Origin of the sequence: Streptomyces sp. NBC_01775, from assembly GCF_035917675.1 — a bacterium.
Lineage (GTDB): Bacteria > Actinomycetota > Actinomycetes > Streptomycetales > Streptomycetaceae > Streptomyces.
Map to the genome: position 1 here is coordinate 3,919,081 of NZ_CP109104.1, position 26,040 is coordinate 3,945,120.

General features: G+C 70.5%; 22 protein-coding genes and 1 tRNA gene. 7 read left to right on the forward strand and 16 right to left on the reverse strand.

The genetic code is table 11. The features are described from left to right. Window positions 1–447: 447 nt before the first annotated feature. Window positions 448–1,464 carry a hypothetical protein gene (locus OHB04_RS17460; protein ID WP_326688618.1) on the reverse strand — a complete coding sequence of 339 codons (1,017 nt, stop codon included), beginning with the start codon at window positions 1,462–1,464 and terminating at the stop codon, window positions 448–450. A gap of 1,423 nt (window positions 1,465–2,887) precedes the next feature. After that, window positions 2,888–2,969 (reverse strand) — tRNA-Tyr (locus OHB04_RS17465). Window positions 2,970–3,177: 208 nt separating this feature from the next. Between OHB04_RS17465 and OHB04_RS17470 the strand changes: the two genes are divergently transcribed. Further along, window positions 3,178–3,666: a YajQ family cyclic di-GMP-binding protein gene (locus OHB04_RS17470; RefSeq protein ID WP_326688619.1), complete on the forward strand. Its 489-nt coding sequence runs from the start codon at window positions 3,178–3,180 to the stop codon at window positions 3,664–3,666. A gap of 49 nt (window positions 3,667–3,715) precedes the next feature. Here the strand turns inward: OHB04_RS17470 and OHB04_RS17475 are convergent, their stop codons facing one another. Further along, entirely contained in the window at window positions 3,716–5,521 is a 1,806-nt protein-coding gene (locus OHB04_RS17475) for an MFS transporter (RefSeq protein ID WP_326807767.1), read from the reverse strand. Window positions 5,522–5,606: 85 nt separating this feature from the next. Here OHB04_RS17475 and OHB04_RS17480 point away from each other — a divergent pair, with 85 nt between their 5' ends. Beyond that, window positions 5,607–6,179 carry a TetR/AcrR family transcriptional regulator gene (locus tag OHB04_RS17480; protein WP_326688621.1) on the forward strand — a complete coding sequence of 191 codons (573 nt, stop codon included), beginning with the start codon at window positions 5,607–5,609 and terminating at the stop codon, window positions 6,177–6,179. 83 nt (window positions 6,180–6,262) lie between these two features. Here OHB04_RS17480 and OHB04_RS17485 read toward each other — a convergent pair whose 3' ends face one another. From OHB04_RS17485 to OHB04_RS17545, 13 genes are all read right to left on the reverse strand, one after another. Further along, the gene (locus OHB04_RS17485; RefSeq protein WP_326688622.1) at window positions 6,263–6,667 is read right to left on the reverse strand and encodes a YccF domain-containing protein; all 405 of its coding nucleotides are present in this window, start codon (window positions 6,665–6,667) and stop codon (window positions 6,263–6,265) included. Then, window positions 6,664–7,527: a zinc metalloprotease HtpX gene (gene htpX / locus OHB04_RS17490; protein WP_326688623.1), complete on the reverse strand. Its 864-nt coding sequence runs from the start codon at window positions 7,525–7,527 to the stop codon at window positions 6,664–6,666. The genes OHB04_RS17485 and htpX overlap by 4 nt, the downstream gene beginning before the upstream one ends. 183 nt (window positions 7,528–7,710) lie before the next feature. Beyond that, window positions 7,711–8,358: a twin-arginine translocation signal domain-containing protein gene (locus OHB04_RS17495; RefSeq protein ID WP_326807768.1), complete on the reverse strand. Its 648-nt coding sequence runs from the start codon at window positions 8,356–8,358 to the stop codon at window positions 7,711–7,713. A 196-nt stretch (window positions 8,359–8,554) separates the two neighbouring features. Then, window positions 8,555–10,228 (reverse strand): NADH-quinone oxidoreductase subunit N, encoded by a 1,674-nt coding sequence (locus OHB04_RS17500; protein ID WP_326807769.1) that lies wholly within the window; start codon window positions 10,226–10,228, stop codon window positions 8,555–8,557. Further along, window positions 10,225–11,805, reverse strand: coding sequence for a complex I subunit 4 family protein (locus tag OHB04_RS17505; RefSeq protein ID WP_326809466.1), 1,581 nt, complete (start codon window positions 11,803–11,805; stop codon window positions 10,225–10,227). Before OHB04_RS17505 ends, OHB04_RS17500 begins: the two co-directional genes overlap by 4 nt. 25 nt (window positions 11,806–11,830) lie before the next feature. Further along, entirely contained in the window at window positions 11,831–14,047 is a 2,217-nt protein-coding gene (locus tag OHB04_RS17510; protein ID WP_326688626.1) for an NADH-quinone oxidoreductase subunit 5 family protein, read from the reverse strand. Then, window positions 14,044–14,487: an NADH-quinone oxidoreductase subunit NuoK gene (gene nuoK, locus OHB04_RS17515; RefSeq protein ID WP_326688627.1), complete on the reverse strand. Its 444-nt coding sequence runs from the start codon at window positions 14,485–14,487 to the stop codon at window positions 14,044–14,046. Before nuoK ends, OHB04_RS17510 begins: the two co-directional genes overlap by 4 nt. Continuing rightward, window positions 14,487–15,053, reverse strand: coding sequence for an NADH-quinone oxidoreductase subunit J family protein (locus OHB04_RS17520; protein ID WP_326688628.1), 567 nt, complete (start codon window positions 15,051–15,053; stop codon window positions 14,487–14,489). The genes nuoK and OHB04_RS17520 overlap by 1 nt, the downstream gene beginning before the upstream one ends. Beyond that, window positions 15,050–15,604 carry a 4Fe-4S binding protein gene (locus OHB04_RS17525; RefSeq protein ID WP_326692784.1) on the reverse strand — a complete coding sequence of 185 codons (555 nt, stop codon included), beginning with the start codon at window positions 15,602–15,604 and terminating at the stop codon, window positions 15,050–15,052. Before OHB04_RS17525 ends, OHB04_RS17520 begins: the two co-directional genes overlap by 4 nt. Before the next feature lie 77 nt (window positions 15,605–15,681). Next, window positions 15,682–16,638, reverse strand: a complete 957-nt coding sequence (locus OHB04_RS17530; RefSeq protein ID WP_405805031.1) for a complex I subunit 1/NuoH family protein — start codon at window positions 16,636–16,638, stop codon at window positions 15,682–15,684. Further along, window positions 16,638–17,789 (reverse strand): NADH-quinone oxidoreductase subunit C, encoded by a 1,152-nt coding sequence (locus OHB04_RS17535; protein WP_326807770.1) that lies wholly within the window; start codon window positions 17,787–17,789, stop codon window positions 16,638–16,640. Before OHB04_RS17535 ends, OHB04_RS17530 begins: the two co-directional genes overlap by 1 nt. Further along, the gene (locus OHB04_RS17540; RefSeq protein WP_326807771.1) at window positions 17,786–18,406 is read right to left on the reverse strand and encodes an NADH-quinone oxidoreductase subunit B; all 621 of its coding nucleotides are present in this window, start codon (window positions 18,404–18,406) and stop codon (window positions 17,786–17,788) included. Before OHB04_RS17540 ends, OHB04_RS17535 begins: the two co-directional genes overlap by 4 nt. Then, the gene (locus OHB04_RS17545) at window positions 18,397–18,768 is read right to left on the reverse strand and encodes an NADH-quinone oxidoreductase subunit A (protein WP_326688631.1); all 372 of its coding nucleotides are present in this window, start codon (window positions 18,766–18,768) and stop codon (window positions 18,397–18,399) included. Before OHB04_RS17545 ends, OHB04_RS17540 begins: the two co-directional genes overlap by 10 nt. Before the next feature lie 205 nt (window positions 18,769–18,973). Here OHB04_RS17545 and OHB04_RS17550 point away from each other — a divergent pair, with 205 nt between their 5' ends. From OHB04_RS17550 to OHB04_RS17570, 5 genes are all read left to right on the forward strand, one after another. Next, window positions 18,974–20,206, forward strand: a complete 1,233-nt coding sequence (locus OHB04_RS17550) for a sensor histidine kinase (protein WP_326688632.1) — start codon at window positions 18,974–18,976, stop codon at window positions 20,204–20,206. Window positions 20,207–20,496: 290 nt separating this feature from the next. Beyond that, on the forward strand, window positions 20,497–21,831 hold the full coding sequence (locus OHB04_RS17555; RefSeq protein WP_326688633.1) for a sensor histidine kinase: 1,335 nt from the start codon (window positions 20,497–20,499) through the stop codon (window positions 21,829–21,831). 141 nt (window positions 21,832–21,972) lie between these two features. After that, a complete protein-coding gene (locus tag OHB04_RS17560; protein ID WP_326688634.1) occupies window positions 21,973–22,668 on the forward strand; it encodes a response regulator transcription factor in 696 nt (231 codons plus the stop codon). 214 nt (window positions 22,669–22,882) lie between these two features. Beyond that, window positions 22,883–24,820: a 2-oxoacid:acceptor oxidoreductase subunit alpha gene (locus OHB04_RS17565; RefSeq protein WP_326807772.1), complete on the forward strand. Its 1,938-nt coding sequence runs from the start codon at window positions 22,883–22,885 to the stop codon at window positions 24,818–24,820. Next, window positions 24,813–25,937 carry a 2-oxoacid:ferredoxin oxidoreductase subunit beta gene (locus OHB04_RS17570; protein WP_326688636.1) on the forward strand — a complete coding sequence of 375 codons (1,125 nt, stop codon included), beginning with the start codon at window positions 24,813–24,815 and terminating at the stop codon, window positions 25,935–25,937. The genes OHB04_RS17565 and OHB04_RS17570 overlap by 8 nt, the downstream gene beginning before the upstream one ends. The last annotated feature ends 103 nt before the right edge of the window (window positions 25,938–26,040 follow it).

Here is a 26,040-nt window from a genome sequence, read left to right on the forward strand (position 1 = left end):
ACGGGATGCTGGTCATGCCGCAGATGCCGAAGGCCGAGCTGTACCGCGGCGATCCGGCGTGACCATCGCGGCGGCATGTCGATGCGGGAGCTTGAGCGCAAGCACGGCGTGACCTGGCGGACGGTACGGCGTGACCTGGCGGACGATACGGAAGGCGTTGGACTCGTCCTGGCCGGAGCCGCGTAAGAAGCTGCCGCCCCGAGCCACCACGCTGAACCCGGACAAGCCGGTGATCTACGAGATCCTGCGGTCGCATCCGGACGCGACGCGCAAGCAGCAGCGGTACACCGTCAACCGTCGCGCGGATCATTCATCGACTGGTCGGAGGAGCATGGGGGGGCGTCTCCTACGGGGTGGTGCGCTGTTACGTCGCCGCGGAAGCCCGAGACCCTGGTCGTGGAAGCCCGAGACCCTGGCCGGATGGCCGCAGGCGGTCACGTGGCTTTGTCACACACCTGGTTGGCGGCGTGTCCGGAACCAGTACGAGCGGGCGGCGACGGTCAGCGCGAGGCCGTACACGCCGAACGCGATGATCCCGACCCAGCTGACCTGGAGTGCATCGTGCACGGAGGGGAAGTCTCCGCTCCGCATCGTCAGCGCGCCCGCCGAGACCAGCGTCAGATAGCCGGCTCCGACCACCCCGTACGGAGCGAGAGTGGCGGCGCCGATCAGGGCCGGGATCAGGGGGAGCCAGCGAGGGACGCGGCGGCCCCGCAGGACCGAAGTCCAGCGCGGGAAGACCTGCCCCCACGGGCGGACCAGACCCCAGAGCAGGAACACGCCGAGTGCGGCGAGCAGTGTGGTGGCGTCCAGGCCCCACGACGCCAGGGTGAGCCAGCTGCCCGAGGCGCCGTTGCGCTGGGAGGTCGCGAGGATCTCGTCTCCGGACGTCCCTGCGAAGGTGCCGCCGAGCGCCCAGTTCAGCTTCATCGCCGCGTACGGCACGAAGGCCACCGTGCCCGCCCAGGCGGCGCATTGGACCTGTGGGGCGGCGGACGATGCCGGGGGGTAGGCGGTAGCGGACGACGGGCGGCGATCGGCGCGGGCAGTGGCCGCGAGCAGCACCGCACCGGCCGCCGCGAGGGCGTGGTTCGTGGCTGAGGCCCAACTGTCCACACCCTGGGCGAACATCAGCGTGATGACGTCCATCAACAGGCTGAAGGCGGCGATCCCCGCAAGGCCGCACATCACCCATAGCGCCGTCCGCAGCAGTGGCCGCAGCCCGTACCGCACGCTCGCCCCGGACAGCAGCGCCGACAGTACGCCCGTCGCCACGACAGCCCACCCCAGCCGGGAGGCTTGCGCACCGCCCTTGTGGAACGGCGAAATCCCGTTCAGTACGCATACCAGGCCGAAGCCCGCGTACATCACCGCCCAGATCATCGCGGCCCAGCCCACCCAGCACGGCCATCGCTCCCAACACCTGCGCCACGATCGCGTCATCACCTCTGTCACCACGGTCATGTTCTGAACGTCGCATCAAGGCCGAGAGCCGACGTCCGCCCCTCGACCGATCCCCCTCCTCCTGCCGGGTGAGTCCCGTACGGCCCAGGTATGGCTCACGAAACGTGACGCCCCAACTGACCGTACGTGGGGGATTCGACGTGGCCGCTGTAACAAGCCCTGAACGGTCTGAGCTTCGGCTGACAGATGGTGAAGCTCCACCACCGTCACGCCGGAGCTCTCAAGGAATGCGACGCCGTCGACGTCGTGTACGAAGAGGTCCGGTTCGCGCCATGCGATGACTACGCGAGGGATGCGGCCCGCAAAATGACGCCCCGCAGAAAGCCCCTACGGACGTGCTGGCCACACCAGCGCCGTATTTCCCGCTTGCGCGTCCGAGCCGCCCTCAACGCCGTGTCCCGGAAGCTGGACGGCAAGACAGCAGCCGCAGGGACCATCAGCCGGAAGCGCGTGATCTTCCACAACGCGCTTGAGTATGCGATCGAGGCCGTACTTCTCACGGAGAACCCCCTCACCCGCATCAAGTGGAAAGCACCTGAGCAGGTGGACGAGGAGGTGGACGAGGAGGTGGACCCGGCGTGCGTGCCGGACCCCAACAGGCGGGCGATATCTTGGCCGCAGTGCGGGAGCAGAGCGCGCGTGGTCGCCACCTGGTGGCCTTCCTGGTGGCCTTCTTCGGCTCCATGTACTACGCGGCAGCCAGGCCGGCCGAGGTCATCGGACTGCGCCTGAGCGACTGCGGCCTTCCCCGGCGTGGCTGGGGCGTACTGCGGCTGGACGAAACCCGGCCGCGCTCCGGCTCGGCCTGGACCGACAGCGGGGGAGCTCACGAGAGGCGCGGACTCAAGCACCGGCCGCGCAAGGCCGTGCGCCCCGTCCCGATTCCGCCTGAGCTGGTCGCCCGCTGCGCTGGCACGTCACCGCCTACGGCGCTGCGCCGGACGGACGAGTCTTCCGCACGTCGCGCGGCGGGCTGGTCCAGGACACCGGATACGGCGTACGGCGAGGTCTGGGCCGAGGCTCGGCGCCGAGCCCTCACGGCCGCACAGCTCGGCTCCGTACTGGCGAAGCGTCCGTATGACCTTCGTCATGCTGCGGTGTCGACGAGGCTCAGCTCGGATGTCGAGCCTCAGCTCGGGCCAAACGGGCCCGGCATAGTGTCGCTGTGCTCTTCCGCGTGTACGCGAAGTTCCTCACGGACGGTGACGACGCGGCCAACGCGAAGATCTCGGCGCGCCTCCATGGCCCCGGGGCTGCTGCGGCGAAGCCCTGCTGAAGCCGGTCCACGCCTGGTCCACACACACCGAGAAACAGTGGTTCACAGCGAGACAGTGTGAGATAGCGCGCCCATCCCGGCGGGCAGACCTGAAAAGGTCCCCTGACCTGCCTAAATGGCTGGTCAGGGGACCTTTTCCATGTCCTGTGGCGGCGCCAGGATTCGAACCTGGGAAGGCTGAGCCGGCAGATTTACAGTCTGCTCCCTTTGGCCGCTCGGGCACACCGCCTTGGGATTGCTGCCTGGCACCCCGCTGGAGCGGTGCGCCGTGGCAACGGTGTAAACCATACCCGATGGCCGGGGGTGGTTCGCCACCCGGTTGATCAGTCGCCGCACGGGCCGCGGGGCGGCCGGGGGCACGCCACGGGTGGCTAGGCTTTGCGCACGGCCATCGAGGCCGCTTTCTGCCGGATCTACGTACGAGGAGCCAACTCACCATGGCCGACTCCAGTTTCGACATCGTCTCGAAGGTCGAGCGGCAGGAGGTCGACAACGCCCTGAACCAGGCCGCGAAGGAGATCTCCCAGCGCTACGACTTCAAGGGTGTGGACGCCTCCGTCGCGTGGTCGGGCGAGAAGATCGAGATGCGGGCGAACTCGGAGGAGCGGGTCAAGGCCGTGCTCGACATCTTCCAGTCCAAGCTGATCAAGCGCGGCATCTCCCTGAAGGCGCTGGACACCGGGGAGCCGCAGGCCTCCGGCAAGGAGTACCGCATCTCCTCCTCGCTCCAGGAGGGGATCTCGCAGGACAACGCGAAGAAGGTCGCCAAGGTCATCAGGGACGAGGGTCCCAAGGGCGTCAAGGCGCAGGTCCAGGGCGACGAGCTGCGGGTGACCTCCAAGAGCCGGGACAGTCTCCAGGAGGTCATCACGCTGCTGAAGGGCAAGGACTTCGACTTCGCGTTGCAGTTCGTCAACTACCGCTGAACGAGCGGGCTTCGCCTGACGCACGCGGGACACGGGGACACGGAAGCGGTCATGCCTTCTGGGGCGTGGCCGCTTCCGTGTGTCCGGGGCCGGTGGGCCGTCCGGCGGTGGGCCGTCCGGCGGTGGGCCGTTCGTCAGCTCCCGTCCCCTTGTCCGTCGTCCCCCTGTCGGTCGTCCCCTTGTCCGCCGTCCACTTGCCAGCCGTCGGCTCGCCGACCGGCGGCTCGTCGGACACCTGCTCGGACGGCGGCTCGTCGTCCGGGAGGCGGACCGTGCGCAGTTTCCAGGCGGTGAGGGCCGCTGCCGTCAGGGTGAGGGCGATGCCGGCGAGTGCGGCAGTCTGCATGCCATGGGTGAACGCGTCCCGGGCCGTGACCAGGACCCGGTCGCCGAGTGCGCCGGGGAGGCGGCCGGAGGCGGCGACGGCGCCGCTGAGGGTCTCGCCCGCCGCGTCCGCGGCGCGGGCGGGAACGCCGGACGGGGCGCTGTCGGCGTACTCGCGGCGGTAGACGGCGGTGCCGACGCTGCCGAGCAGGGCCATGCCGAGCGCGCCGCCGAACTCCTGGACGCATTCGAGCAGTCCGGAGGCGGCCCCGGCCTGCTCCGGCGGCGCGGTGCCGACGACCAGGTCGGTGACGAGCGTCATGACGGAGGCGACGCCCATCGCGTAGATCCCGGCGCCGGTCAGGATGCCCCACAGCGGGGTACCGGCCTCGACGCGGGTGAGGACGGCGAAGCCCACGGCGGCCAGGACGAATCCGGCGGCCATGAGATAGGCCCGGTTGATACGGCGGGCGAGCTGGACGCAGACAGGCGCGGCGACGCCGACGGCCAGCGAGGGGACGAGGCTCCACAGCGCGGCGCGCAGCGGGCTCATGCCGAGCACCGACTGAAGGTACTGGGTGGTGAAGATCGCGAAGCCGACCATGACGAACATCGCGACGAGGTTGGCGCCCAGCGCCGCGCCGAAGCCGGGGCGGCGGAAGAGCGCGAGGTCCAGCATCGGGTGCGCGAGAGTGCGCTGGCGGTACAGGAACAGCCAGGCGAAGACGACGCCCACCACGGCGCTGATCACATACGCGGGGTCGTAGCCCTCGGCGGCGAACTCCTTGACGGCGTAGATGACCGGGAGGACAGCGGCCAGGGAGAGCAGGGAGCTGGGCCAGTCGAAGCGGCCGGCGCCCGGGGTCTTGAACTCGGGGATCAGGAACGGCCCGAGGCACAGCAGGAGCAGCATCGCCGGCAGGTTCATCAAGAAGACCGAGCCCCACCAGAAGTGCTCCAGCAGCAGACCGCTGAGCACCGGGCCCGCGGCGACGCCGCTGACGGCGACGGCCGACCAGATGGAGATGGCGGTGGCGCGCTGCTTGGCGTCGTGGAAGAGGTTGCGGATCAGCGCCAGCGTGGAGGGCATCAGGGTGGCGCCGCCCAGGCCGAGGGCGGCGCGGGCCGCGATGAGCATCGCGGGGCTGGTGGCGTAGGCGGCCAGGAGAGAGGCGGCGCCGAAGGCGGTCGCACCGGTCAGCAGCAGCTTGCGGCGGCCTATGCGGTCGCCGAGTACGCCCATGGTGAGCAGCAGTCCGGCCAGGACGAAGCCGTAGATGTCCAGGATCCACAGCTGCTCGGTGGCGGTGGGTGCCAGCTCGCGGGAGATGAAGGGCACGGCGAAGTAGAGGACGGAGACGTCCATGTTGACCAGGAGCAGCGGGAGCAGGAGCACGCCGAGCGCGGTCCACTCCCGGCGCCCGGCCCGTGCGGGTGCCCTCTTCGCCGCCTCTGTCGATGCTGCTGTCTTTGCCGATGCTGCTGCCTCTGCCGCCCCTGGCGCCGATGTCGTTGGTCTCGTCGGAGTCATGGCGGGGACTATACGAGCGTCTTAAACGCTTGTCTATGACACTTGTATAAGACGTCCGTCTAGATGCTGCGGTACGGTCGTCCGCATGGGACACCGCGAAGATCTGCTGGAGGGCGCGAAGCGCTGCCTGCTGGAGAAGGGGTACGCGCGGACCACGGCGCGGGACATCGTGCAGGCGTCCGGAACGAACCTGGCCTCGATCGGCTACCACTACGGCTCCAAGGACGCGCTCTTGCAGGAGGCGCTGTTCGCATGGATGGGCGAGTGGATGGACGATGTGGAGGCCATCGTCAAGAGACGGGCGCGACCGGAGGCGAGCCGGGCCGAGCGCTTCACCGCGGGCTGGACGGCCGTGTCCCAGCTTTTGGGCCAGCACCGGCACATGTGGACGGCCTCGATCGAGCTGATCTTGCAGTCGTACGACAACAAGGAAATGCGCGAGCAGTTCACCAAGGCGCTGCCCGAGGCGCGCTCGGGCCTGGTGGCGCTGCTGAACGGGGTGCCCGAGGAGGAAGTGACGCAGGAGGAGCGGGATACCTTCGGCCGTCTCTACTACCTGCTGATGGTCGGGCTCGTCATGGAGGGAACGCTCGACCCCGATACCGAGGTACCGGGGTCGATGTTGGTCGAGGCGATGCGGGGCATCTCCGGCGGGTGACCGTCAGGGAGTGCCACCGGCCGGTGCACCTCGGGGACGGGGAGGGGCAGGCGGGTGACCGTCAAGGAGAGGCGGGACGGCGGCTACCAGCGGTAGTGGGGGTAGGCGGCCTGGGTGCCGGCCGGCACGATCTCGCGGCCGAGCGGCATCAGGGAGATGGGGATCATCTTGAAGTGGGCCAGCCCGAAGGGGATGCCGATGATGCTCACGCACAGGGCGACGCCCAGGGTGAGGTGGCCCAGGGTGAGCCAGATGCCCGCGAAGATCAGCCATATCACGTTCCCCGCACCGGAGGCCGCGCCCGCGTCGCGGCGCTCGACGACGGTTCTCCCGAACGGCCAGAGCGCGTAGGAGGCGATACGAAAGCATGCCAGGCCCCACGGAATCGTGATGATCAGGACACAGCACACCAGCCCGGCGAGGAGATAGCCCAGGGCCATCCACAGACCGGAGAAGATCAGCCAGATGAGGTTGAGGAGGGTCTTCACTCGGTCCAGCCTGCCATCTTCTCCAGCCGCGCGACACGTTCGCTCATCGGAGGGTGCGTGGAGAAGAGCTTGGAGCGGCCCTCGCCCCTGCGGAACGGGTTGGCGATCATCATGTGACTCGCCGTCTCCAGCCGGGGCTCGGGCGGCAGGGGAAGCTGCTGGGTGCCCAACTCCAGTTTGCGCAGCGCGGAGGCGAGCGCGTGGGGGTCTCCGGTGAGCTGGGCGCCGGCGGCGTCGGCCTCGTACTCCCGCGAGCGCGAGACGGCGAGCTGGATGAGCGAGGCGGCGACCGGGCCCAGGATCATGATCAGCAGCATGCCGACCAGGCCCGGGCCCTCGTCGTCGTCGGAGCGGCCGATGGGCACCAGCCAGGCGAAGTTGACCAGGAAGAGCACCACGGAGGCGAGGGCGCCGGCGACCGAGGAGATGAGGATGTCGCGGTTGTAGACATGGCTCAGCTCGTGCCCGATGACGCCGCGCAGCTCCCGCTCGTCCAGCAGGCGCAAGATGCCGTCGGTGCAGCACACCGCGGCGTTACGGGGATTGCGGCCGGTCGCGAAGGCGTTGGGGGCCTGGGTCGGGGAGAGGTAGAGGCGCGGCATGGGCTGGCGCGCGGCCGTCGACAGCTCGCGCACCATGCGGTACAGCTCCGGGGCCTCGAACTCGCTGACGGGACGGGCGCGCATGGCACGCAGGGCGAGCTTGTCGCTGTTCCAGTACGCGTACGCGTTGGTGCCCAGCGCGACGGCCAAGGCGATGACGAGCCCCGTCGTACCGAAGAAGCTCCCGATGACGAGGATGAGGGCGGACAGCCCTCCGAGGAGCAGAGCTGTCCTGAGCCCGTTGTGCCGACGGTGCACAGTACGCCCTCCAGGTGGTGCGGCAGGGGGACCTCGAGCAGGGCGGTCCTTCCACCCTCCGGTGGCCCCTTCCAGTGGACCCTCCCTGCCTGGTCAACGCATCCCGGACCGGCGCAGTTCCCCCGCCCGGCCCGTTGCGGGCCGGGCGTGACGGGACTCGCATCCGGCTGTGACCTGCCCCTGTCACACCGACGTGGCCCTCCCGCGCGTCAGAACATACTTGCGGGTGCTGCTGACCTCCATGGCGGCCGGATTCCGCTTGTCGACCTTGTAGACGTGGCCGCTGTCGGTGACGTAGAGCACGTTCTGGTCGGTGTAGTCGGGCTGGACGTCATGGCCGTTGCCCGCGATGGTCCACTGGCCCGCCTGGACGAGCTTGATCTCCTGGTACGTGCCCTCGACCCGGTAGGAGCGCAACACGGTGCCGCCGACCGCCCACAGGAGGTTGTAGGCCGGGTCCCACAGGACGCCGTGCGCCTGGTGGAAGGGGTAGGAGCGCAGGTACTTCAGGGAGCTGATGGAGCCGTTGGTGGGCGCGTAGAGGTGGAGGGAGCCGCCGCCCGCGACCATGAAGACCGAGCCGTCGTTGGTGGTGTCGCGGAAGCGGGTCTCCAGCACGTCGCCCCAGCCGGGGTTGAAGCTCCACTTGATGTTGGCATCGGTGAACTGGTCACCTCTGTTGAAGATACAGACGTTGTTCCGGTTCACGTCGAGCACGGCGATCTGGTACGAGGGCGCCGCCTCGGCATGTCCCGCCGCGAGCGCGCCCAGCGGCAGCGCCGCCCCTGCGGCTGCTGTCCCCTTCAGCAGGCTGCGTCTGTCGATACTCATGTCCCGTTCGTCCCCCCTCACCGTGGAATGGTCAGCCGGCCACTCTCGTACCGGAGACGTCCGGATACACCGGGAGGTTTTGCTCCGCTTATGGGGATTCACCCGGAGAGCGATGCCACGGGAGGTTTCGGACGAACGCGAGTCAGAAGTGCGCGCGCGCCTCTTCGGAGAGCGGCCTCTTCGGAGAGCGGTCTGTTCAGAAGAGCGCCGTGTCCGCGAAGCGGAGGAGGAGTTGTGGCGCACCGGATGCTGCGAGGGCGAGCGCCCCGGTGAGCGCGATCGTCACGGTCAGCGGCAGCGCGAGGCGGCGTGGGCGCGGGCGGGGCCCGGCTGCCGCCGTCTCGCCCGTACGGTCGCCCTCGTCGGCTGTACGGTCGCCGTCGTCGGCCGCGCGGAACAGCAGCGCCGTCCAGCGCAGGTAGTACACCAGGGCGATCACGACGTTCACCGCCATGACGACAGCGAGCCAGCCCAGGCCCGCGTCGACGGCGGCGCCGAAGACGGTCACCTTGGCGAACAGCCCGACGATGCCCGGCGGCAGGCCCGCCAGGCACAGCAGGAAGAAGCCCATCGCGAGTGCGGTCAGGGGGCGCGCGGAGATCAGGCCCCGGAAGTCGTCGAGGCGGTGTCCTGTGACGCCTTCGTCCGCCCCGTCCGCGTCGCCGTCCGCCCGGTCGGCAGCCGTCGCGCCGCGTACGGCCGTGACGACGGCGAAGGCGCCCAGGTTCACCACGGCGTACATCAGCGCGTAGGCGACGGTCGCGCCGATCGCCGCCGAGGGGTCGTCGGCCTGGCCCGCGTACCCGGCCGAGGCGATCGGGACGAGCAGATAGCCCGCCTGCCCCACCGAGGACCAGGCCAGCAGGCGCACCGCGCTGTGGGGCCGGTCGGCACGCTGGCGCAGCGCCGCGAGGTTGCCGACGCTCATGGTGAGCGCCGCCAGCACCGCCAGCGCCGGGCCCCACAGGTCCGCGTACGAGGGGAAGGCCCGCACGGTCACCAGGATCAGCCCGGTGAAGCCCGCCGCTTTGCCGACGACCGACAGGTAGGCGGCGACCGGCACCGGCGCGCCCACGTACGTCTCGGGCACCCAGAAGTGGAAGGGCGCGGCCCCCGCCTTGAAGGCGAAGCCGACCAGGGTGAGTACGACGCCGGTGGCGGCCAGGGTCTCCAGGCGGCTGTCGGCGGCGGGCAGGCCCTTGGCGACCGTGCTCAGGTGCATGCTCCCGGTCGCGGCGTAGACGAAACTGACGCCCAGGAGCATCACGGCGGTCGCGGTGACCGACGAGAGGAAGAACTTCAGTGCCGCCTCGGACGAGAGCCGCCGCCCGCGCCGCAGCCCGACCAGCGCGAAGGCGGGGAGCGAGACGACCTCCAGCGCGACCACGAGCGTGGTCAGGTCCCGGGAGGCGGGCAGCAGCGCCGCACCGGATGCCGAGGACAGCAGCAGGAACCAGAACTCCCCCGCCGGCAGCCCCTCGTCCCGTACGGCCGTCATGGACAGCAGCGCCGTCACGAAGGCGCCGCCGAGAACCAGCAACTGGATGATGAGCGTAAACGGGTCGGCGACGTAGCTGCACGCCCCGTTTCCCGAGGTCAGGCAGAACGTCGAGCGGTCCTCGCCGATCAGCGGGACGATCGCCAGCCCGGACAGCGCGAGGCCCCCGGTGGCCAGCCATCCGAGCACCGGTTTGTGCCGCTCCTCCAGGAAGAGGTCGGTCACCAGGACGACCAGGGCGACGACGGCGGCGATCGCGGGGGGCGCGATCGCCATCCAGTCGACGCTCTGGACGAGGTTGTGGGCGCCCTCGGTGCTCTGGGCGCTGAGCCTTTGGACGCTCTCGGAGGCGAGAGCCGCTGGCGCTGTCATCGGGTCACTCCTGGCAGCAGGCTCTGCACGGCCGGATCGGTCAGCCCCAGCAGCGCCGCGGGCCACAGCCCGGCGAGGACGGTGAGGACGACCAGCGGCGTCCAGGCGGCGAACTCGTAGGGCCGCACATCCGGCAGGTCCCGCGCCGAGGGCTCGGCCGCGGGGCGTCCCGGCCCTGTCCCGGCCGGGTCGCCCATGCACACGCGGCGTACGACCAGCAGCATGTAGGCGGCCGTCAGCAAGGTGCCCAGGGCGCCCAGGACCATGAAGACCAGGTAGGCGGGGCGGCTGAGCCCGCCGGCCGGATGGTAGGCGCCCAGCAGCGCCAGCAGCTCGCCCCAGAAGCCGGCCAGCCCGGGCAGTCCGAGGGAGGCGACGGCGCCGAAGGCGAGGATCCCGCCGAACCGTGGCGCCCGCCCGTAGAGCGCGGCGCCCGTCGTGCCCGCCAGGCTGTCCAGGTCGCTGGTGCCCGTACGGTCCTTGAGCGCGCCGACGAGGAAGAAGAGCAGGCCGGTGATGAGGCCGTGCGCGACGTTGGCGAACAGGGCGCCGTTGACGCCCGTGTGGGTGAGGGTGGCGATGCCGAGCAGCACGAAGCCCATGTGGCCGACGGAGGAGAAGGCGATCAGCCGTTTGAGGTCTCCCCCGGCTCCCTTGCGCACCAGGGCGAGGCAGGCGAGCGACCCGTAGATGATGCCGACGGCCGCGAAGGCCGCCAGATACGGCGCGAAGGTGTGGGTGCCGTCGGGAACGGCCGGCAGGAGGATGCGTACGAAACCGTAGGTGCCCATTTTCAGCAGCACTCCGGCCAGCAGTACCGAGCCCACCGTGGGCGCGGCGGTGTGCGCGTCGGGCAGCCAGCTGTGCAGCGGCCACATGGGCGCCTTGACGGCCAGGCCGACGCCGATGGCCAGGGCCGCGATCAGTTGCGTGGTGTGGCCGATGCCGGAGCCGTGCGCCTCGGCGAGCCGCACCATGTCGAACGTTCCGCCGTTCAGCCCGATCAGGAGCAGGCCGAGCAGCATCACCACGGAGCCGAGGAGCGTGTAGAGGATGAACTTCCACGCGGCGGCGGTCCGTCCCTCCCCGCCCCACCTGGCGATCAGGAAGTACATCGGGATGAGGACCATCTCGAACGCCAGGAAGAACAGCATCAGGTCGAGCACCGCGAAGGTGGCCAGCGTGCCGCACTCCAGCGCGAGCAGAAGGGCGACGAAGGCCCTCGGGCTGGGCCCCTGCGGCATCTTGGCGTAGCTGTAGAGCGCGCACAGGAACGTCAGCAGCGCGGTCAGCACGAGCAGCGGCAGGGAGACCCCGTCGGTGCCGAAGTGCAGCCGGATGCCCAGTGCCGGGATCCAGCCGACGTTCGACTCGGCCTGCATGGTGCCGGGGTTGTCGTGGTCGAAGCCGAGCGCCAGCAGGACGGAGAGGGCGAGCACCACGCCGGTGACGGTCACTCCGTGCCGCAGGACGGCCTGGTCGGGGCTCCGCCCGCGCAGCCCCGGCGGCGCGGGCAGCAGCGCGGCCAGGGCGCCGAGCAGCGGCAGGGCGACGACGGCGACGAGGAGCGCCTGCATCACGGTCTCGTCGAGCGGGATCACGTCACGCCCCTCCGTTCCCTGTCGCGGCCAGCACGGCGGCGATGGCGAGCACCAGTGAGCCCGTCAGAAGCGCGCCCAGATAGGTCTGCACGTTGCCGGTCTGCGCGCGGCGCACGGCGGCGCCCAGCAGCCGGGAGCCGCGCCCGGCGCCGTTGACGTAGGTGTCGACGACCTCGCGGTCCACGAAGCGCACGAGCCGGGCGGCGCCCTGGAGCGGGCGTACGACCAAGGCGGCGTAGACGGCGTCCAGGTGGAATCCGGCGGCGGCGTGCCGGTGCAGCGGACCGAGCAGCAGCAGACCGGGGTCCACGTCGTATTCCGGATGGAGCGCGGCGTGCGCCGTGGTGTGCCGCCAGGTCGCGTACGTCACGATGCCGCCGACCAGTGCGACTCCGGTGGAGAGCACGGAGGTGGTCAAGGTGGGCGCCAGGGAGCGGCCGTCGAACCAGTCGGGCAGCACGAGGAAGCCCAGCCCCGCCGCGAGGGAGGGCAGCGCGAGCGCCCACAGGACGGCGGTCATCACGACGGGCTCCCGGCGCTGGCCGTCGTCCGCGCGGCCGGGCGCGGGCATGGCCAGCTCCGTCTCGGGCGCCTGCTGCGGTACCGCCTCGGGCACGTGTTCGGCGGCCTTCTCGGCGCCGACGGCGAGCGGCACGGGGCCGCTGTCGGCGGCGGCCCCGGACACGGCACCGTTACCGGCGGGGCCGGGGGCGGAGGCGGAGGCCTCGGTGGCGGAGGCTCCGGTGGCGGGGGCTCCGGCAGGGGCACCGTGCGTTTCCCGGAGCGGGGCGCCGTGCGTTTCCCGGAGCGGGGCGCCGTGCGTTTCCCGGAGCCGCTCGGGGGCGCCTGCCAGCAGCCACAGGCGGGCCGCGTAGGCGGCGGTCAGGAGCGCGGTGAGCAGACCGGCGGCGAGGACGATCCATCCGGCGCTCACCGGAACACCGGGCGCCCCCTCGAACGCCGCGTGCGCGTCCCCGAAGGCGGCGTGCTCGGCAGCGGCCAGGACGGCCTCTTTCGAGAAGAATCCGGAGAACGGCGGGATGGCGGCCAGCGCCAGCAGTGCGATGGTCATCGTCCAGAAGGCATCCGGTGCGCGCTTGGCGATGCCTCCCGTACGGGCCATCACGGTGAGGGAGTTGGTGCCCGCGGCGTGGATGACGACTCCGGCGGCGAGGAAGAGCAGCGCCTTGAACGCGCCATGGGTGAGCAGGTGGAAGACGGCGGCGCCCCGGTCGGCGACGGCCAGTGCGCCCGCCATGTAGGCGAGTTGGCTGATGGTGGAGAAGGCCAGGACGCGTTTGATGTCGTCCTGGGCGAGCGCCGCCAGCGCGGCGCCGGTCATCGTCAGCGCCGCCATCAGCGCCAGGACGACGAGCGCGGCCGAGGAGGCGGCGAAGACGGGCAGCAGCCGGGCGACGAAGTAGATCCCGGCGGCGACCATCGTCGCGGCGTGGATCAGCGCGGAGACCGGCGTGGGGCCCGCCATCGCGTCGGGCAGCCAGGAGTGCAGCGGGAACTGCGCGGACTTGCCCGCGACCCCGGCGAGCAGCAGCAGCGCGATCACCGTCGGATGCGACAGCTCGAACCCGGACAGGGACGAGGTCACCCGGGTGACGACCGTGCTGATGCGGAAGCTGCCCGTCTCGGAGGCCAGGGCCAGGATGCCGATCAGGAACGGCACGTCGCCGAGCTTGGTGACCAGGAACGCCTTGAGCGATGCCGAGCGGGCCGCGGTCGTCTCCCAGTAGTGCCCGACCAGGAAGTACGAGCAGATGCCCATGATCTCCCAGCCGACGAGCAGCACGATCAGGTCGTCGCTGTAGACGACCAGGAACATCGCGGCTGTGAAGAGGGAGACCAGCGCGGCGTACGAGGGGTAGCGCGGGTCCTCGCGCAGATAGCCGGTGGAATACAGCTGCACACAGGAGGCGACGACGCCGACGAGCACCGCCACGAGGACGGCGAACCCGTCGAGCTGGAGGGCGAGTTGGACCGGGAGCGCGTCGTTGCCCGTCGGGGTCAGCTCGGTGGCGGCGCGCAGCGGCGCCCCGCCGCCTTGGCGGACCGCGACGACGACGGCGAGCCCGGCGGCGACGACGGTCGGCAGGACGGCCAGCGGCCGGACGAAGCCGGGGGCCCGGCGGCCGAGCAGCAGCCCGGCCACGGCGCCGAGAAAGGGCAGCACGGGGACGAGCGCTGCGAGGGTCGTGGTGCTCACGCGTGCTGCCTCCCTGCGGAGCCGCCCTGGTCGGAGGGGGTGTCGGGGCCGGTGTCCGCGCCGTTGTCAGTGGCGGGTGTCACACTCGCCTCATCGCTTGAACCGCCGCTGGAGACGCCCCCTGGCGGGCCGCCGTCCTCACGGAGGTCCCTGAGTCTGTCGATGTCGGAGCTGCCGCGGTTGCGGTACACGAGCAGGACGATCGCCAGACCGATGCCGATCTCGGCCGCGGCGATGGCGATGGTGAAGAGGGTGAGCGCCTGGCCCGCGTGCAGGGTGTCGCGGAGCCAGACGTCGAAGGCGACGAGGTTGAGGTTGACGGCGTTGAGCATCAGCTCGACCGACATCAGCACGAGGATGGCGTTCCTGCGGGCCAGCACCCCGTAGAGGCCCACGCAGAAGAGGAGCACGGCGAGTACGGCGGGATAGGCGAGGTGCATCAGCGCTCGCCTCCCTTGTCCCGCCGGGAGAGCACGATCGCGCCGACGAGCGCGGCCAGGAGGAGGACGGAGAGCGCTTCGAAGGGCAGCACCCAGTGCCGGAAGAGGGCGACGCCGGTGGCCTTGGACGAGCCTGCCACGGCGCCGTCGAGGTCGATCCAGGTGGAGCGGAAGGCGTCGACGACGACGGTCACCAAGGTGGCCGCCGCGGCGAGGGCGACGGTGAGCGCGATCCAGCGGTTGCCGGAGTCGGCGTCGGGCGAGCGCCCGATGGGTGCCTTGGTCAGCATCAGCCCGAACAGAAGGAGGACGACGACGGACCCGACGTAGATCAGCACCTGCACCCAGGCGATGAACTCCGCGGTCAGGAGCAGGTATTCGACGGCGACGCCGCCCAGCGCCGCCACCAGCCACAGCGCGGCGTGCACGAGCTGCTTGGTGGTGACGGTGACCAGCGCGGCGCCGAGGGTGGCGAGGCCGACGAGGAGGAAGACGATCTCGACCCCGGTCGGGGAGAGAAAGCCGGGGTGGCCGGCGGCGAGCGGCTGCGCGGCGGCGAGGCTCATGCGTCGCCCTCCGACTGCGGCTGTTCCGGCGGGGGCTGCTCCTGCGTCCGGGCCTGCGAGGGCTGTTCCGGCGGGGGCTGCTCCTCGGCGGCGGCGAGCTTGTCGGCGGTCTTGCGGGCCGCCGCCAGCTCCTTGGGCTCCTCGGCGGCCTCGTCCAGCGCGGGCGGCTCGGGCACGGTCCACATCCACTCGCGGAGCCGGTCACGCTCGTGCGTCAGCTCGTGGATGTCCGTCTCCGCGTACTCGAACTCGGGCGACCAGAACAGCGCGTCGAAAGGACAGACCTCGATGCAGATACCGCAGTACATGCACAGCGCGAAGTCGATCGCGAACCGGTCCAGCACATTGCGGCTGCGCTCCCGTCCGCCGGGCGCCGCCGGAGGCACCGTCTCCTTGTGGGAGTCGATGTAGATGCACCAGTCGGGGCACTCGCGCGCGCAGAGCATGCAGACGGTGCAGTTCTCCTCGAACAGACCGATGACGCCCCGGGTGCGGGGCGGCAGTTCGGGCTGCGCGTCCGGATAGTGGTCGGTGACCGAACGACGGGTCATCGTACGGAGGGTGACGGCCAGGCCCTTTGCCAGGCCCGAGCCGAAGACCCCCCGCTCGGAAGCCGCGCGTGCCACGGCTACATCACCACCTTGACGACGCCGGTGAGGGCGATCTGGAAGAGGGCGAGCGGCACGAGCGCCGTCCACGCCAGCCGCTGGATCTGGTCCTCGCGCAGCCTCGGGTAGCTGACCCGCAGCCAGATGACGCCGAAGGCGAGGACCCCGGTCTTGAGCAGCATCCACACCCAGCCGAGGCTGTCGGCGGCCGGGCCGTGCCAGCCACCGAGGAAGAGCACGGCGGTGAGCGCGGAGACGACGACGATGCCGGCGTACTCGGCGAGCAGGAAGAGCGCGAAGCGCAGCCCCGTGTACTCGGTGTACGCGCCGAAGATGATCTCCGAGTCGGCCACCGGCGCGTCGAAGGGCGGGCGTTGCAGCTCGGCGAGACCGGCCGTGAAGAAGACGACGGCGCCGATGAGCTGCCACGGCAGCCACCACCACTCCCAGACGCCGAGGATCCCGGGAAGGGAGAGGGTGCCCGCCGCCATGGCGACGGAGGCGGCGGCGAGCAGCATGGGCAGCTCGTACGCCATGAGCTGGGCCGCGGTACGCAGGCCGCCGAGGAGGGAGAACTTGTTGGCCGAGGCCCAGCCGCCCATCAGCGAGCCGAGGATGCCGACGCCCATGACGGCGAGCACGAAGAAGATCCCCGCGTCCAGGGCCTGGACGACGCCGCCGTCGGGTGCGACGGGGATCGCGACCAGCACGAGCATGTAGGGGATCAGCGCCAGCGCCGGGGCGAGCTGGAAGACGCGGCGGTCCGCGCCGTCGGGGACGATGTCCTCTTTCTGGGCGAACTTGACGCCGTCGGCGACGAGTTGGGCCCAGCCGTGGAAGCCCCCCGCGTACATGGGCCCGACGCGGCCCTGCATATGGGCCATGACCTTGTGTTCGGTCTGGCCCACCAGGAGGGGCAGGACGAGGAAGGCGAGAAGTACGGCGACGATACGGAGAGTGATGTCGAGGGCGTCCATCAGTCCTCGTCCCTCCGGTCCTCGTCCCTTTTCCCTGCGTCTCCCGCTGCCTCGGCGGGTGTCTCCGCGTCTCCCGCTGCCTCGGCGGGCGGGGAGATCTCGCTGTCGCCGTCGGCCTCGGGGGCCGGGGAGGCCTTGCTGTCGCCGTCGACCTCGGGGGCCGGGGAGGCCTCCTGGGCCGGGGTCCCCTCCGGGGCAGGGGCCGGGGGCGCCTCCGGAGCCGGAGCCTCAGCGGCGTGGTGCCAGGGGGCGTCGGTGGAGCGCGGGGCCTGTGCACCGGATGCCTTGTCCCGCGAGGTGGCCGACTGCTCGGGGGCCGGCGGCTCGGGACTCGACGGCTCGGGGGTCGGCGACTCGGGGGCGCGGGGCTCGGAGGCCGACGCGGCGGGCTTCTCCTCGCTCCCCGTGGGCGCCGTGGGCGCCGGAGGTTCCGTGGGCTCAGCGGGCTCCGCGGGCTTCTGCTGGGAGGTCGAGCCCGCGCTCGCCGAACGGGCGCGGCGCGGGGTGTCCCTGGTCGCGGTGCGGCGGGTGCGCTCCCGGGCGGGGGCCGGGGGAAGCTGGCCCTTGAGAGGGCCCCACTCGTTGGGGTCGGGGACGCCCGGGGGCAGCATCTGGCGGCGCTTGGGGCCGCCGTGCCCCGACTCCCCCGGCTCCTTGGCGCCGGGCCACGCCTTGGCGACGCGCGCCGCGAGGACGAAGTCCTTGCGCAGCGGGTGACCTTCGAAGGTGTCGGGCAGCAGCAGGGGGACGAGGTGCGGGTGGCCGGGGAAGTCGACGCCGAACATCTCGTGGGTCTCGCGCTCGTGCCAGGCGGCGCCCGCGTACACGCCGGTCGCGGTCGGCAGCGCGGGGGCCTCGTGCGGCACCGTCGTACGGACGACCAGCCGGCGCACCCCGGTGCCGTCCGCCGTGGGCAGCGCCACCAGGTGGGCGCAGACGCGGAATCCGGTGCCCGGCTCGTCGACGGCGCTGAGCCAGTCGAAGAAGGTGCAGCCCAGCTCGTCGCGCGCGGTCGTCAGCGCCGCGATCCACACCTCGGCGGGTACGTCGACGGTGAGCAGCTCATAGGCGTGCTCGGCCGTCGCGCCCTCGCCGAACAGGTCGTCGGCGGCGCGCGGCAGCCAGCCGGGATGCTCCGCCGGGGCGGTCACGTCCGCTCCCCCTCGCCGTCCGGGCGCGCGGCCTGCGGCGGGTGCCCGGCCTGCGGCGGGTTCACCAGGCCGCTGGTGAGGGCCGCGGCCGGGGTGCGGCCCGCGTAACGGTCGGACGTCGACTCCGCGGCGATCTTCTCCTGGAGCTTCAGCACGCCCTGGAGCAGGGCCTCGGGGCGGGGCGGGCAGCCGGGCACGTAGACGTCGACGGGGATGATCTGGTCGACGCCCTTGGTGACGGCGTACGAGTCCCAGTAGGGGCCGCCGCAGTTGGAGCAGGCACCGAATGAGATGACGTACTTCGGTTCGGGCATCTGCTCGTACAGGCGCTTGACGGCGGGCGCCATCTTGTCGGTGACCGTGCCCGACACCACCATCAGGTCGGCCTGCCGGGGCCCGGGCGCGAAGGGGATGACACCCAGCCGGATGAAGTCGTGCCGGGCCATGGACGCGGCGATGAACTCGATGGCGCAGCAGGCCAGCCCGAAGTTGAAGACCCACAGGCTGTAGCGGCGGCCCCAGTTGAGCACCACCTTCATCGGCTCGGGTGCCAGCCGGGCGAGCGGGCCGAGCCTGGGTCCGTCCGGCTGCGGTCCTTCGGTGATAGTTACGTCCATTCCAGGACGCCCTTCTTGTACGCGTACAGCAGGCCGACGGCCAGGAAGCCGAGGAAAAGGAACATCTCCACCAGCGTGACCCCGCCGAATCCGGGCGCGTCGAAGATTGTCGCCCAGGGGAAGAGGAAGACGGAGTCGACGGCGAAGATGACGTACAGGAAGGCGTAGACGTAGTAGCGGATCTGCGTGTGCGCCCAGCCCTCGCCGACGGGATCGACTCCGCACTCGTAGGTCAGCATCTTCTCGCGCGTGGGAACGACCGGCCGCAGCAGCCGGCCGGCGGAGAAGGCCACGCAGACGAAGAGCACCCCGACAACGGCGACCAGCCCGACGACCGAATAGCCGTGGAAATAGTCCGGCACGTCCGCCCCGTCCTGTGTGGTCTGTCGCCTGTGTCGTGTCGGTGTGTACGTTCGAGGATCTGTACGCACGGGAGTCTAGGCCCTGAGAGGGCCGACGAGGACAGCCGCGTCACACTCCGGTGGAGGTGGAAGGTGGGGGTAACCCCACCCCAGGTCTCCGACGGCCCCCATGGCGTCCCCGGGACCGGGCGGGCAGGCTGAGGCCATGAACGCGAGCCCTCCGTCGCCCTCTTCTGCCCCGGGGGCGCACGGTGCGGCAGCCGAGGGGGCTCACGGTGCGGCGGCCGGAGTGCCACCAGGGGCGGAGGGCGCCGCGGAATCGCTGCCTCCGCCGAAGGGCGCCCTGTCGCCGCAGACGTGGCGTGAGATCGCCCACCTGCTCCTCAGTGTCTTCACTGACACTCTCGCGTTCTTCTACATCGCGGCCGGAGTCTGGGTCGGCGGGCTGCTCGCGGTGACGGTCGTCGGGCTGCCCGCGCTGGCCTGCCTGCTGCTCGGATGCCGGCAGATCGGGAAGTTCGAGCGGGCCCGCGCGCGGGTGCTGCTGCGGCTGCGCATCGACGAGCCCAGCCCGCTGCACCCGGGCCGCCCCGGGTTCCTGGGCTGGATACGGGCGCAGCTGAGTGATCCGGTGGCCTGGCGGCAGGCGCTGTACTCCTTCATCCGGCTGCCGTGGGGCTGGTTCACCGCCATCGTGACGGCGTGCTCGCTCGTGGCCTGGCCCGCGCTGCCGTGGGTGGCCAGAGGGCTGACCAACGTCGACCGACTGCTCATACGGGTCCTGCTGTCGCCCTCGGACGTGCTGGAGCGGCGCGTCGCCGAGCTGGAGTCGGATCGGGGGGTGGTGGTGGATACCGCGGCAGCCGATCTGCGGCGGATCGAACGCGACCTCCACGACGGAGCACAAGCCCGCCTCGTCTCCCTCGCCATGGGCCTGGGCCTCGCCAAAGAAAAACTCCACGAAGACCCCCACACAGCCGCCCAAATGGTCGACCACGCCCACGACGAAGCAAAAATCGCCCTCCAAGAACTACGCGACCTCGCCCGCGGCATACACCCCGCCATCCTCACCGACCGCGGCCTCGGCCCCGCCCTCTCCACCCTCACCGCCCGCTGCACCACCCCCGTCACCCTCAACACCGACCTCACCCAACGACCCGCACCCGCCATCGAAGGCATCGCCTACTACACCGCCAGCGAACTCCTCCAAAACCTCACCAAACACAGCCAAGCCCCCCACGCCACCCTCGACATCTGGCGCACCCCACACCACCTCCTCCTCCAAATCCACGACCAAGGAAAAGGCGGCGCCACCCCCCACCCCGGAAGCGGCCTCACCGGACTCGCCGACCGACTCAACGCCGTCGACGGACTCCTCATCATCAACTCACCCCCCGGCGGCCCCACCACCATCACCGCCCAACTCCCCTGGAGATAACCCCCACCAACCCCCACCCCAACCCGAACACCCAACACACACCCCTCGACCAACAACCCCCACCCCCACCCGAGCACGCGCCGAGGCCGCACCCGCGTGTGCCTCCGCATCCGCGTGTACCTCCGCACGCACCCCACGCACGCACCCGCACCCACGCACTCCCACGCCCGCCCCGCCCCACGTAGTGCTGGGGGCAGCCGCGAGGTAGTGGTCGAGGTAGGGGAAACCCCCGGACCGAGACGGATGCCTGCGCTATTACCCCGCACCGGGCCACAGCGGATCCTGGAGACATGGCTTCAGCACCCACGATCCAGCGTCGCCCCCTGGCGCTCCTCCTGTTGCGCGCTCCGGTCAGCCGGTGGGCCGCACGCGAGATGCTCTACGTCCTCAGCGGTTTCCCGCTCGCCGTGATCGCCTTCACCTGGTCCTTCGGCGCGCTGGGCCTCGGGGCCCTGCTGCTGATCACCTTCCTGGGGATTCCGGTCCTGGCGGTCGGGCTCGCGGGATGCCGGGCGCTGGGGCAGCTGGAGCGGGGGCGGGCCAGAGCGCTGCTGGGGCTCAAGGTGGGTGAGCCGGAGCCCGTGCGCGCGCTCCAGCGCTCCAGAGGGCCGATGGCCTGGGTGGGCGCGCTGCTGCGCAGCGGTGTCTCCTGGCGGCACCTGGTCTACACGCTCATACGTCTGCCCTGGGCGCTGGTCAGCTTCATCGTCGCGCTCGCCCTCTGGTGCTGGGGCTGGGCACTGCTGCTCTACCCCCTGTGGCAGTGGCTCTTCCCCCGTTACATGGACCGGCCGGCGCTCCAGATAGGAAGGGAAGGCTTCACCATCGCCTCCCCCGGCTACAAGGGGGCCTGGGTGCCGGACGGACCCGTCGAGGTGCTGGTGGTGTCCGTGGGGGGCCTGTTGCTCACGCTGCTCACACCCTGGGTCGTCCGGGGCCTCGTCCAGGTGGACAAATTGCTGGTCAGCGGCCTATTGGGGCCCTCTTCGCTGGCGGCAAGGGTGTGGGAGCTGGAGTCGGATCGGGGGGTGGTGGTGGATACCGCGGCAGCCGATCTGCGGCGGATCGAACGCGACCTCCACGACGGAGCACAAGCCCGCCTCGTCTCCCTCGCCATGGGCCTGGGCCTCGCCAAAGAAAAACTCCACGAAGACCCCCACACAGCCGCCCAAATGGTCGACCACGCCCACGACGAAGCAAAAATCGCCCTCCAAGAACTACGCGACCTCGCCCGCGGCATACACCCCGCCATCCTCACCGACCGCGGCCTCGGCCCCGCCCTCTCCACCCTCACCGCCCGCTGCACCACCCCCGTCACCCTCAACACCGACCTCACCCAACGACCCGCACCCGCCATCGAAGGCATCGCCTACTACACCGCCAGCGAACTCCTCCAAAACCTCACCAAACACAGCCAAGCCCCCCACGCCACCCTCGACATCTGGCGCACCCCACACCACCTCCTCCTCCAAATCCACGACCAAGGAAAAGGCGGCGCCACCCCCCACCCCGGAAGCGGCCTCACCGGACTCGCCGACCGACTCAACGCCGTCGACGGACTCCTCATCATCAACTCACCCCCCGGCGGCCCCACCACCATCACCGCCCAACTCCCCTGGAGATAACCCCCACCAACCCCCACCCCAACCCGAACACCCAACACACACCCCTCGACCAACAACCCCCACCCCCACAGGGCTGGAAGCCGATCCTGGTATTCCAGCATCTGGGATGCTGGGCACCGCAGGAAGTGTCGACCGCAGGAAATGTCGCCATGGCCGGGGGGAAATGTGGAGCGCAAGGTGCGCGTGGTGATCGCCGAGGATTCCGTTCTGCTGCGCGAGGGGCTCACGGGCCTGCTGACGGACCGGGGGTATGACGTGGTGGCGGGCGTGGGGGACGGCGACGCGCTGGTGAAGACCGTGGGCGAGCTGGCAGCCGAGGGACAGCTTCCCGACGTGGTGGTGGCGGACGTACGGATGCCGCCGACCCACACCGACGAGGGGGTGCGCGCCGCGGTGCGGCTGCGGGCGACGCACGGAGAGCTGGGGGTCCTGGTCCTGTCGCAGTATGTGGAGGAGCAGTACGCGACCGAGCTGCTGGCCGGATCCAGCCGGGGGGTCGGCTATCTGCTGAAGGACCGGGTAGCTGATGTACGTGAATTCGTGGAGGCGGTCGCGCGCGTCGCCGACGGCGGCACGGCTCTCGACCCGGAAGTGGTCGCGCAGCTGCTCGGCCGCAGCCGTAAGCAGGATGTGCTCGCGGGGCTCACCCCGAGAGAGCGGGAGGTGCTGGGCCTGATGGCCGAGGGCCGGACGAACTCCGCGATCGCCACACAGCTCGTGGTCAGCCACGGTGCCGTCGAGAAGCATGTGAGCAACATCTTCCTGAAGCTCGGCCTCTCCCAGAGTGACGCGGATCACCGGCGGGTGCTGGCGGTGCTCACCTACCTGAACTCCTAGCGGGACGGGTACGGCGGGCAGGCGGGGCGAACGGGCGGGCAAGGGCGGGAAAAGGGGCACTTGAGGAGCGCTCCAGGGGGTGGGCCGATCGTGGCACCGCAGGGTGTACAGGTGTCTCAGAACGCCGTCCAGCATGAGAACACCTTCGGGAAGGCAACCCTTAGCGACGTACGATGGCTGGCGAGCCGCCGCCTTGAGGGAGGTCCGATCCACCGTGACCAGTCAGGTCAGTAGCCCAGTCGGGCAGCAGTCCGGCCCCGAAGGGGGTCAGGGCAGCGGAGGGGACGCCGGCAGTAAAGAGGTCCGGCGCCTCGACCGGGTCATCATCCGGTTCGCCGGAGACTCCGGCGACGGTATGCAGCTCACCGGGGACCGCTTCACATCCGAGACGGCGTCGTTCGGGAACGACCTGTCGACGCTGCCGAACTTCCCGGCCGAGATCCGCGCCCCCGCCGGGACCCTGCCGGGCGTCTCCAGCTTCCAGCTGCACTTCGCCGACCACGACATCCTCACCCCGGGTGACGCTCCGGACGTGCTGGTCGCCATGAACCCCGCCGCGCTGAAGGCGAACGTCGCGGATGTGCCGCGCGGCGCCGAGATCATCGTGAACACGGACGAGTTCACCAAGCGGGCGATGGCGAAGGTGGGCTACGAGAACAGCCCGCTGGAGGACGGTTCGCTGGACGGCTACAGCGTGCACCAGGTGCCGCTGACGACGCTGACCGTCGAGGCGCTCAAGGAGTACGACCTGGGCCGCAAGGAGGCCGGGCGCTCCAAGAACATGTTCGCGCTGGGTCTGCTGTCGTGGATGTACCACCGGCCCACCGAGCAGACCGAGGCCTTCCTGCGGTCGAAATTCGCCAAGAAGCCGACGGTCGCCGAGGCGAACATCTCGGCGTTCCGAGCAGGCTGGAACTTCGGCGAGACGACCGAGGACTTCGCGGTCTCCTACGAGGTCGCGCCCGCCACCACCGCCTTCCCGCCCGGGACGTACCGCAACATTTCGGGCAACCTCGCGCTGTCTTACGGACTGGTCGCCGCGTCTCAGCAGGCGGACCTGCCACTGTTCCTCGGCTCGTACCCCATCACCCCGGCCTCCGACGTGCTGCACGAGCTGAGCAAGCACAAGAACTTCGGGGTGCGCTCCTTTCAGGCCGAGGACGAGATCGCCGGCATCGGCGCCGCGCTCGGCGCGGCCTTCGGCGGCTCGCTGGCGGTCACCACGACCTCGGGCCCGGGTGTGGCGCTCAAGTCGGAGACCATCGGCCTGGCCGTCTCCCTGGAGCTGCCGCTGCTGATCATCGACATCCAGCGCGGCGGTCCCTCCACCGGATTGCCCACCAAGACCGAGCAGGCGGACCTGCTCCAGGCGATGTACGGGCGCAACGGCGAGGCACCGGTGCCGATCGTGGCGCCGGCCACCCCCGCCGACTGCTTCACCGCCGCGCTGGACGCGGCACAGATCGCGCTGACCTACCGCACCCCGGTCTTCCTGCTGTCGGACGGCTACCTCGCCAACGGCTCCGAGCCCTGGCGGATCCCCGACGTGGGCGAGCTGCCCGACCTGCGGGTGCGCTTCGCCTCGGGGCCGAACCACGAGCTGGACGACGGTACCGAGGTCTTCTGGCCGTACAAGCGCGATCCGCACACCCTCGCCCGCCCCTGGGCGGTGCCCGGTACACCCGGTCTCGAACACCGCATCGGCGGCATCGAGAAGCAGGACGGCACCGGCAACATCTCCTACGATCCGGCCAACCACGAGTTCATGGTCCGCACCCGCCAGGGCAAGGTGGACGGCATCGAGGTGCCGGACCTGGAGGTCAGCGACCCCACCGGCGGGGCCGGGCTGCTGGTGCTGGGCTGGGGCTCCACCTACGGCCCCATCACCGCCGCCGTACGCCGTATCCGCAACGCGGGTGGCGAGATCGCGCAGGCGCACCTGCGCAACCTCAACCCGTTCCCCCGGAATCTCGGTGAGGTGCTGCGGCGTTACGAAAAGGTGGTTGTGCCCGAGATGAACCTCGGGCAGCTCGCCACTTTGGTCCGCGCCAAGTATCTCGTCGACGCACAGTCGTATACGCAGGTCAACGGCATGCCCTTCAAGGCTGAGCAGCTCGCGACCGCACTCAAGGAGGCCATCGCAAATGGCTGAGACGTCCGCAGGTGTCGCGGAGGAGGCCCCCCGTGCCGGGGAGGCCCAGGGCGCAGCACCCGAGGCGCTTTCGCTGGTGCCCCGCGCCGAGGGCAAGCAGACGATGAAGGACTTCAAGTCCGATCAGGAGGTCCGCTGGTGCCCCGGCTGCGGTGACTACGCCGTGCTCGCCGCCGTGCAGGGCTTCATGCCCGAGCTGGGTCTGGCGAAGGAGAACATCGTCTTCGTCTCCGGCATCGGGTGCTCCTCGCGCTTCCCGTACTACATGAACACCTACGGGATGCACTCCATCCACGGCCGCGCCCCGTCCATCGCCACGGGCCTGGCCGCCTCCCGGCGCGACCTGAGCGTGTGGGTCGTCACCGGCGACGGGGACGCGCTGTCGATCGGGGGCAACCACCTGATCCACGCGCTGCGGCGCAATGTGAACTTGAAGATCCTGCTGTTCAACAACCGGATCTACGGCCTGACCAAGGGGCAGTACAGCCCGACGTCGGAGGCCGGAAAGATCACGAAGTCGACGCCGATGGGGTCGCTGGACTCGCCGTTCAACCCCGTCTCGCTGGCACTCGGCGCCGAGGCCAGCTTCGTGGCCCGTACGGTCGACTCGGACCGCAAGCACCTCACCAGCGTGCTGCGCGCCGCCGCCGACCACCCGGGCACGGCGCTCGTGGAGATCTACCAGAACTGCAACATCTTCAACGACGGCGCCTTCGAGGCCCTCAAGGACAAAGAGCAAGCGCAGGAAGCCGTGATCCGGCTGGAGCACGGCGAGCCCATCCGCTTCGGCGTGCCCGCCGAGGACGGGCTCGGCGTCCACGGTGTCGTGCGGGACCGCGCCGGCGAGCTGTCCGTCGTGGATGTGCGGGACGAGGGCACGGCAGATGTGCTGGTGCACGACGCCTCCGCCGCCTCCCCGGCCACCGCGTTCGCGCTCTCCCGCCTCGCGGACGCGGACACGCTGCACCGCACCCCGATCGGTGTGCTGCGCGATGTCCGCAGGCCCGTGTACGACACGGAGATGGCGGACCAGCTCGAACGCGCCGTCGAGCAGGGCGGCAAGGGCGACCTGTCCGCGCTGCTGCACGGCAATGACACCTGGACGGTCGTGGGCTGACCCGCCCGGACCGCACCGCCCGAGGGCCTGGCACCCAAAGAGGTGCCGGGCCTTTGTGCTGCCCGCGGACCAGCTCTTGTCCCACCCGCGGACCAGCTCTTGT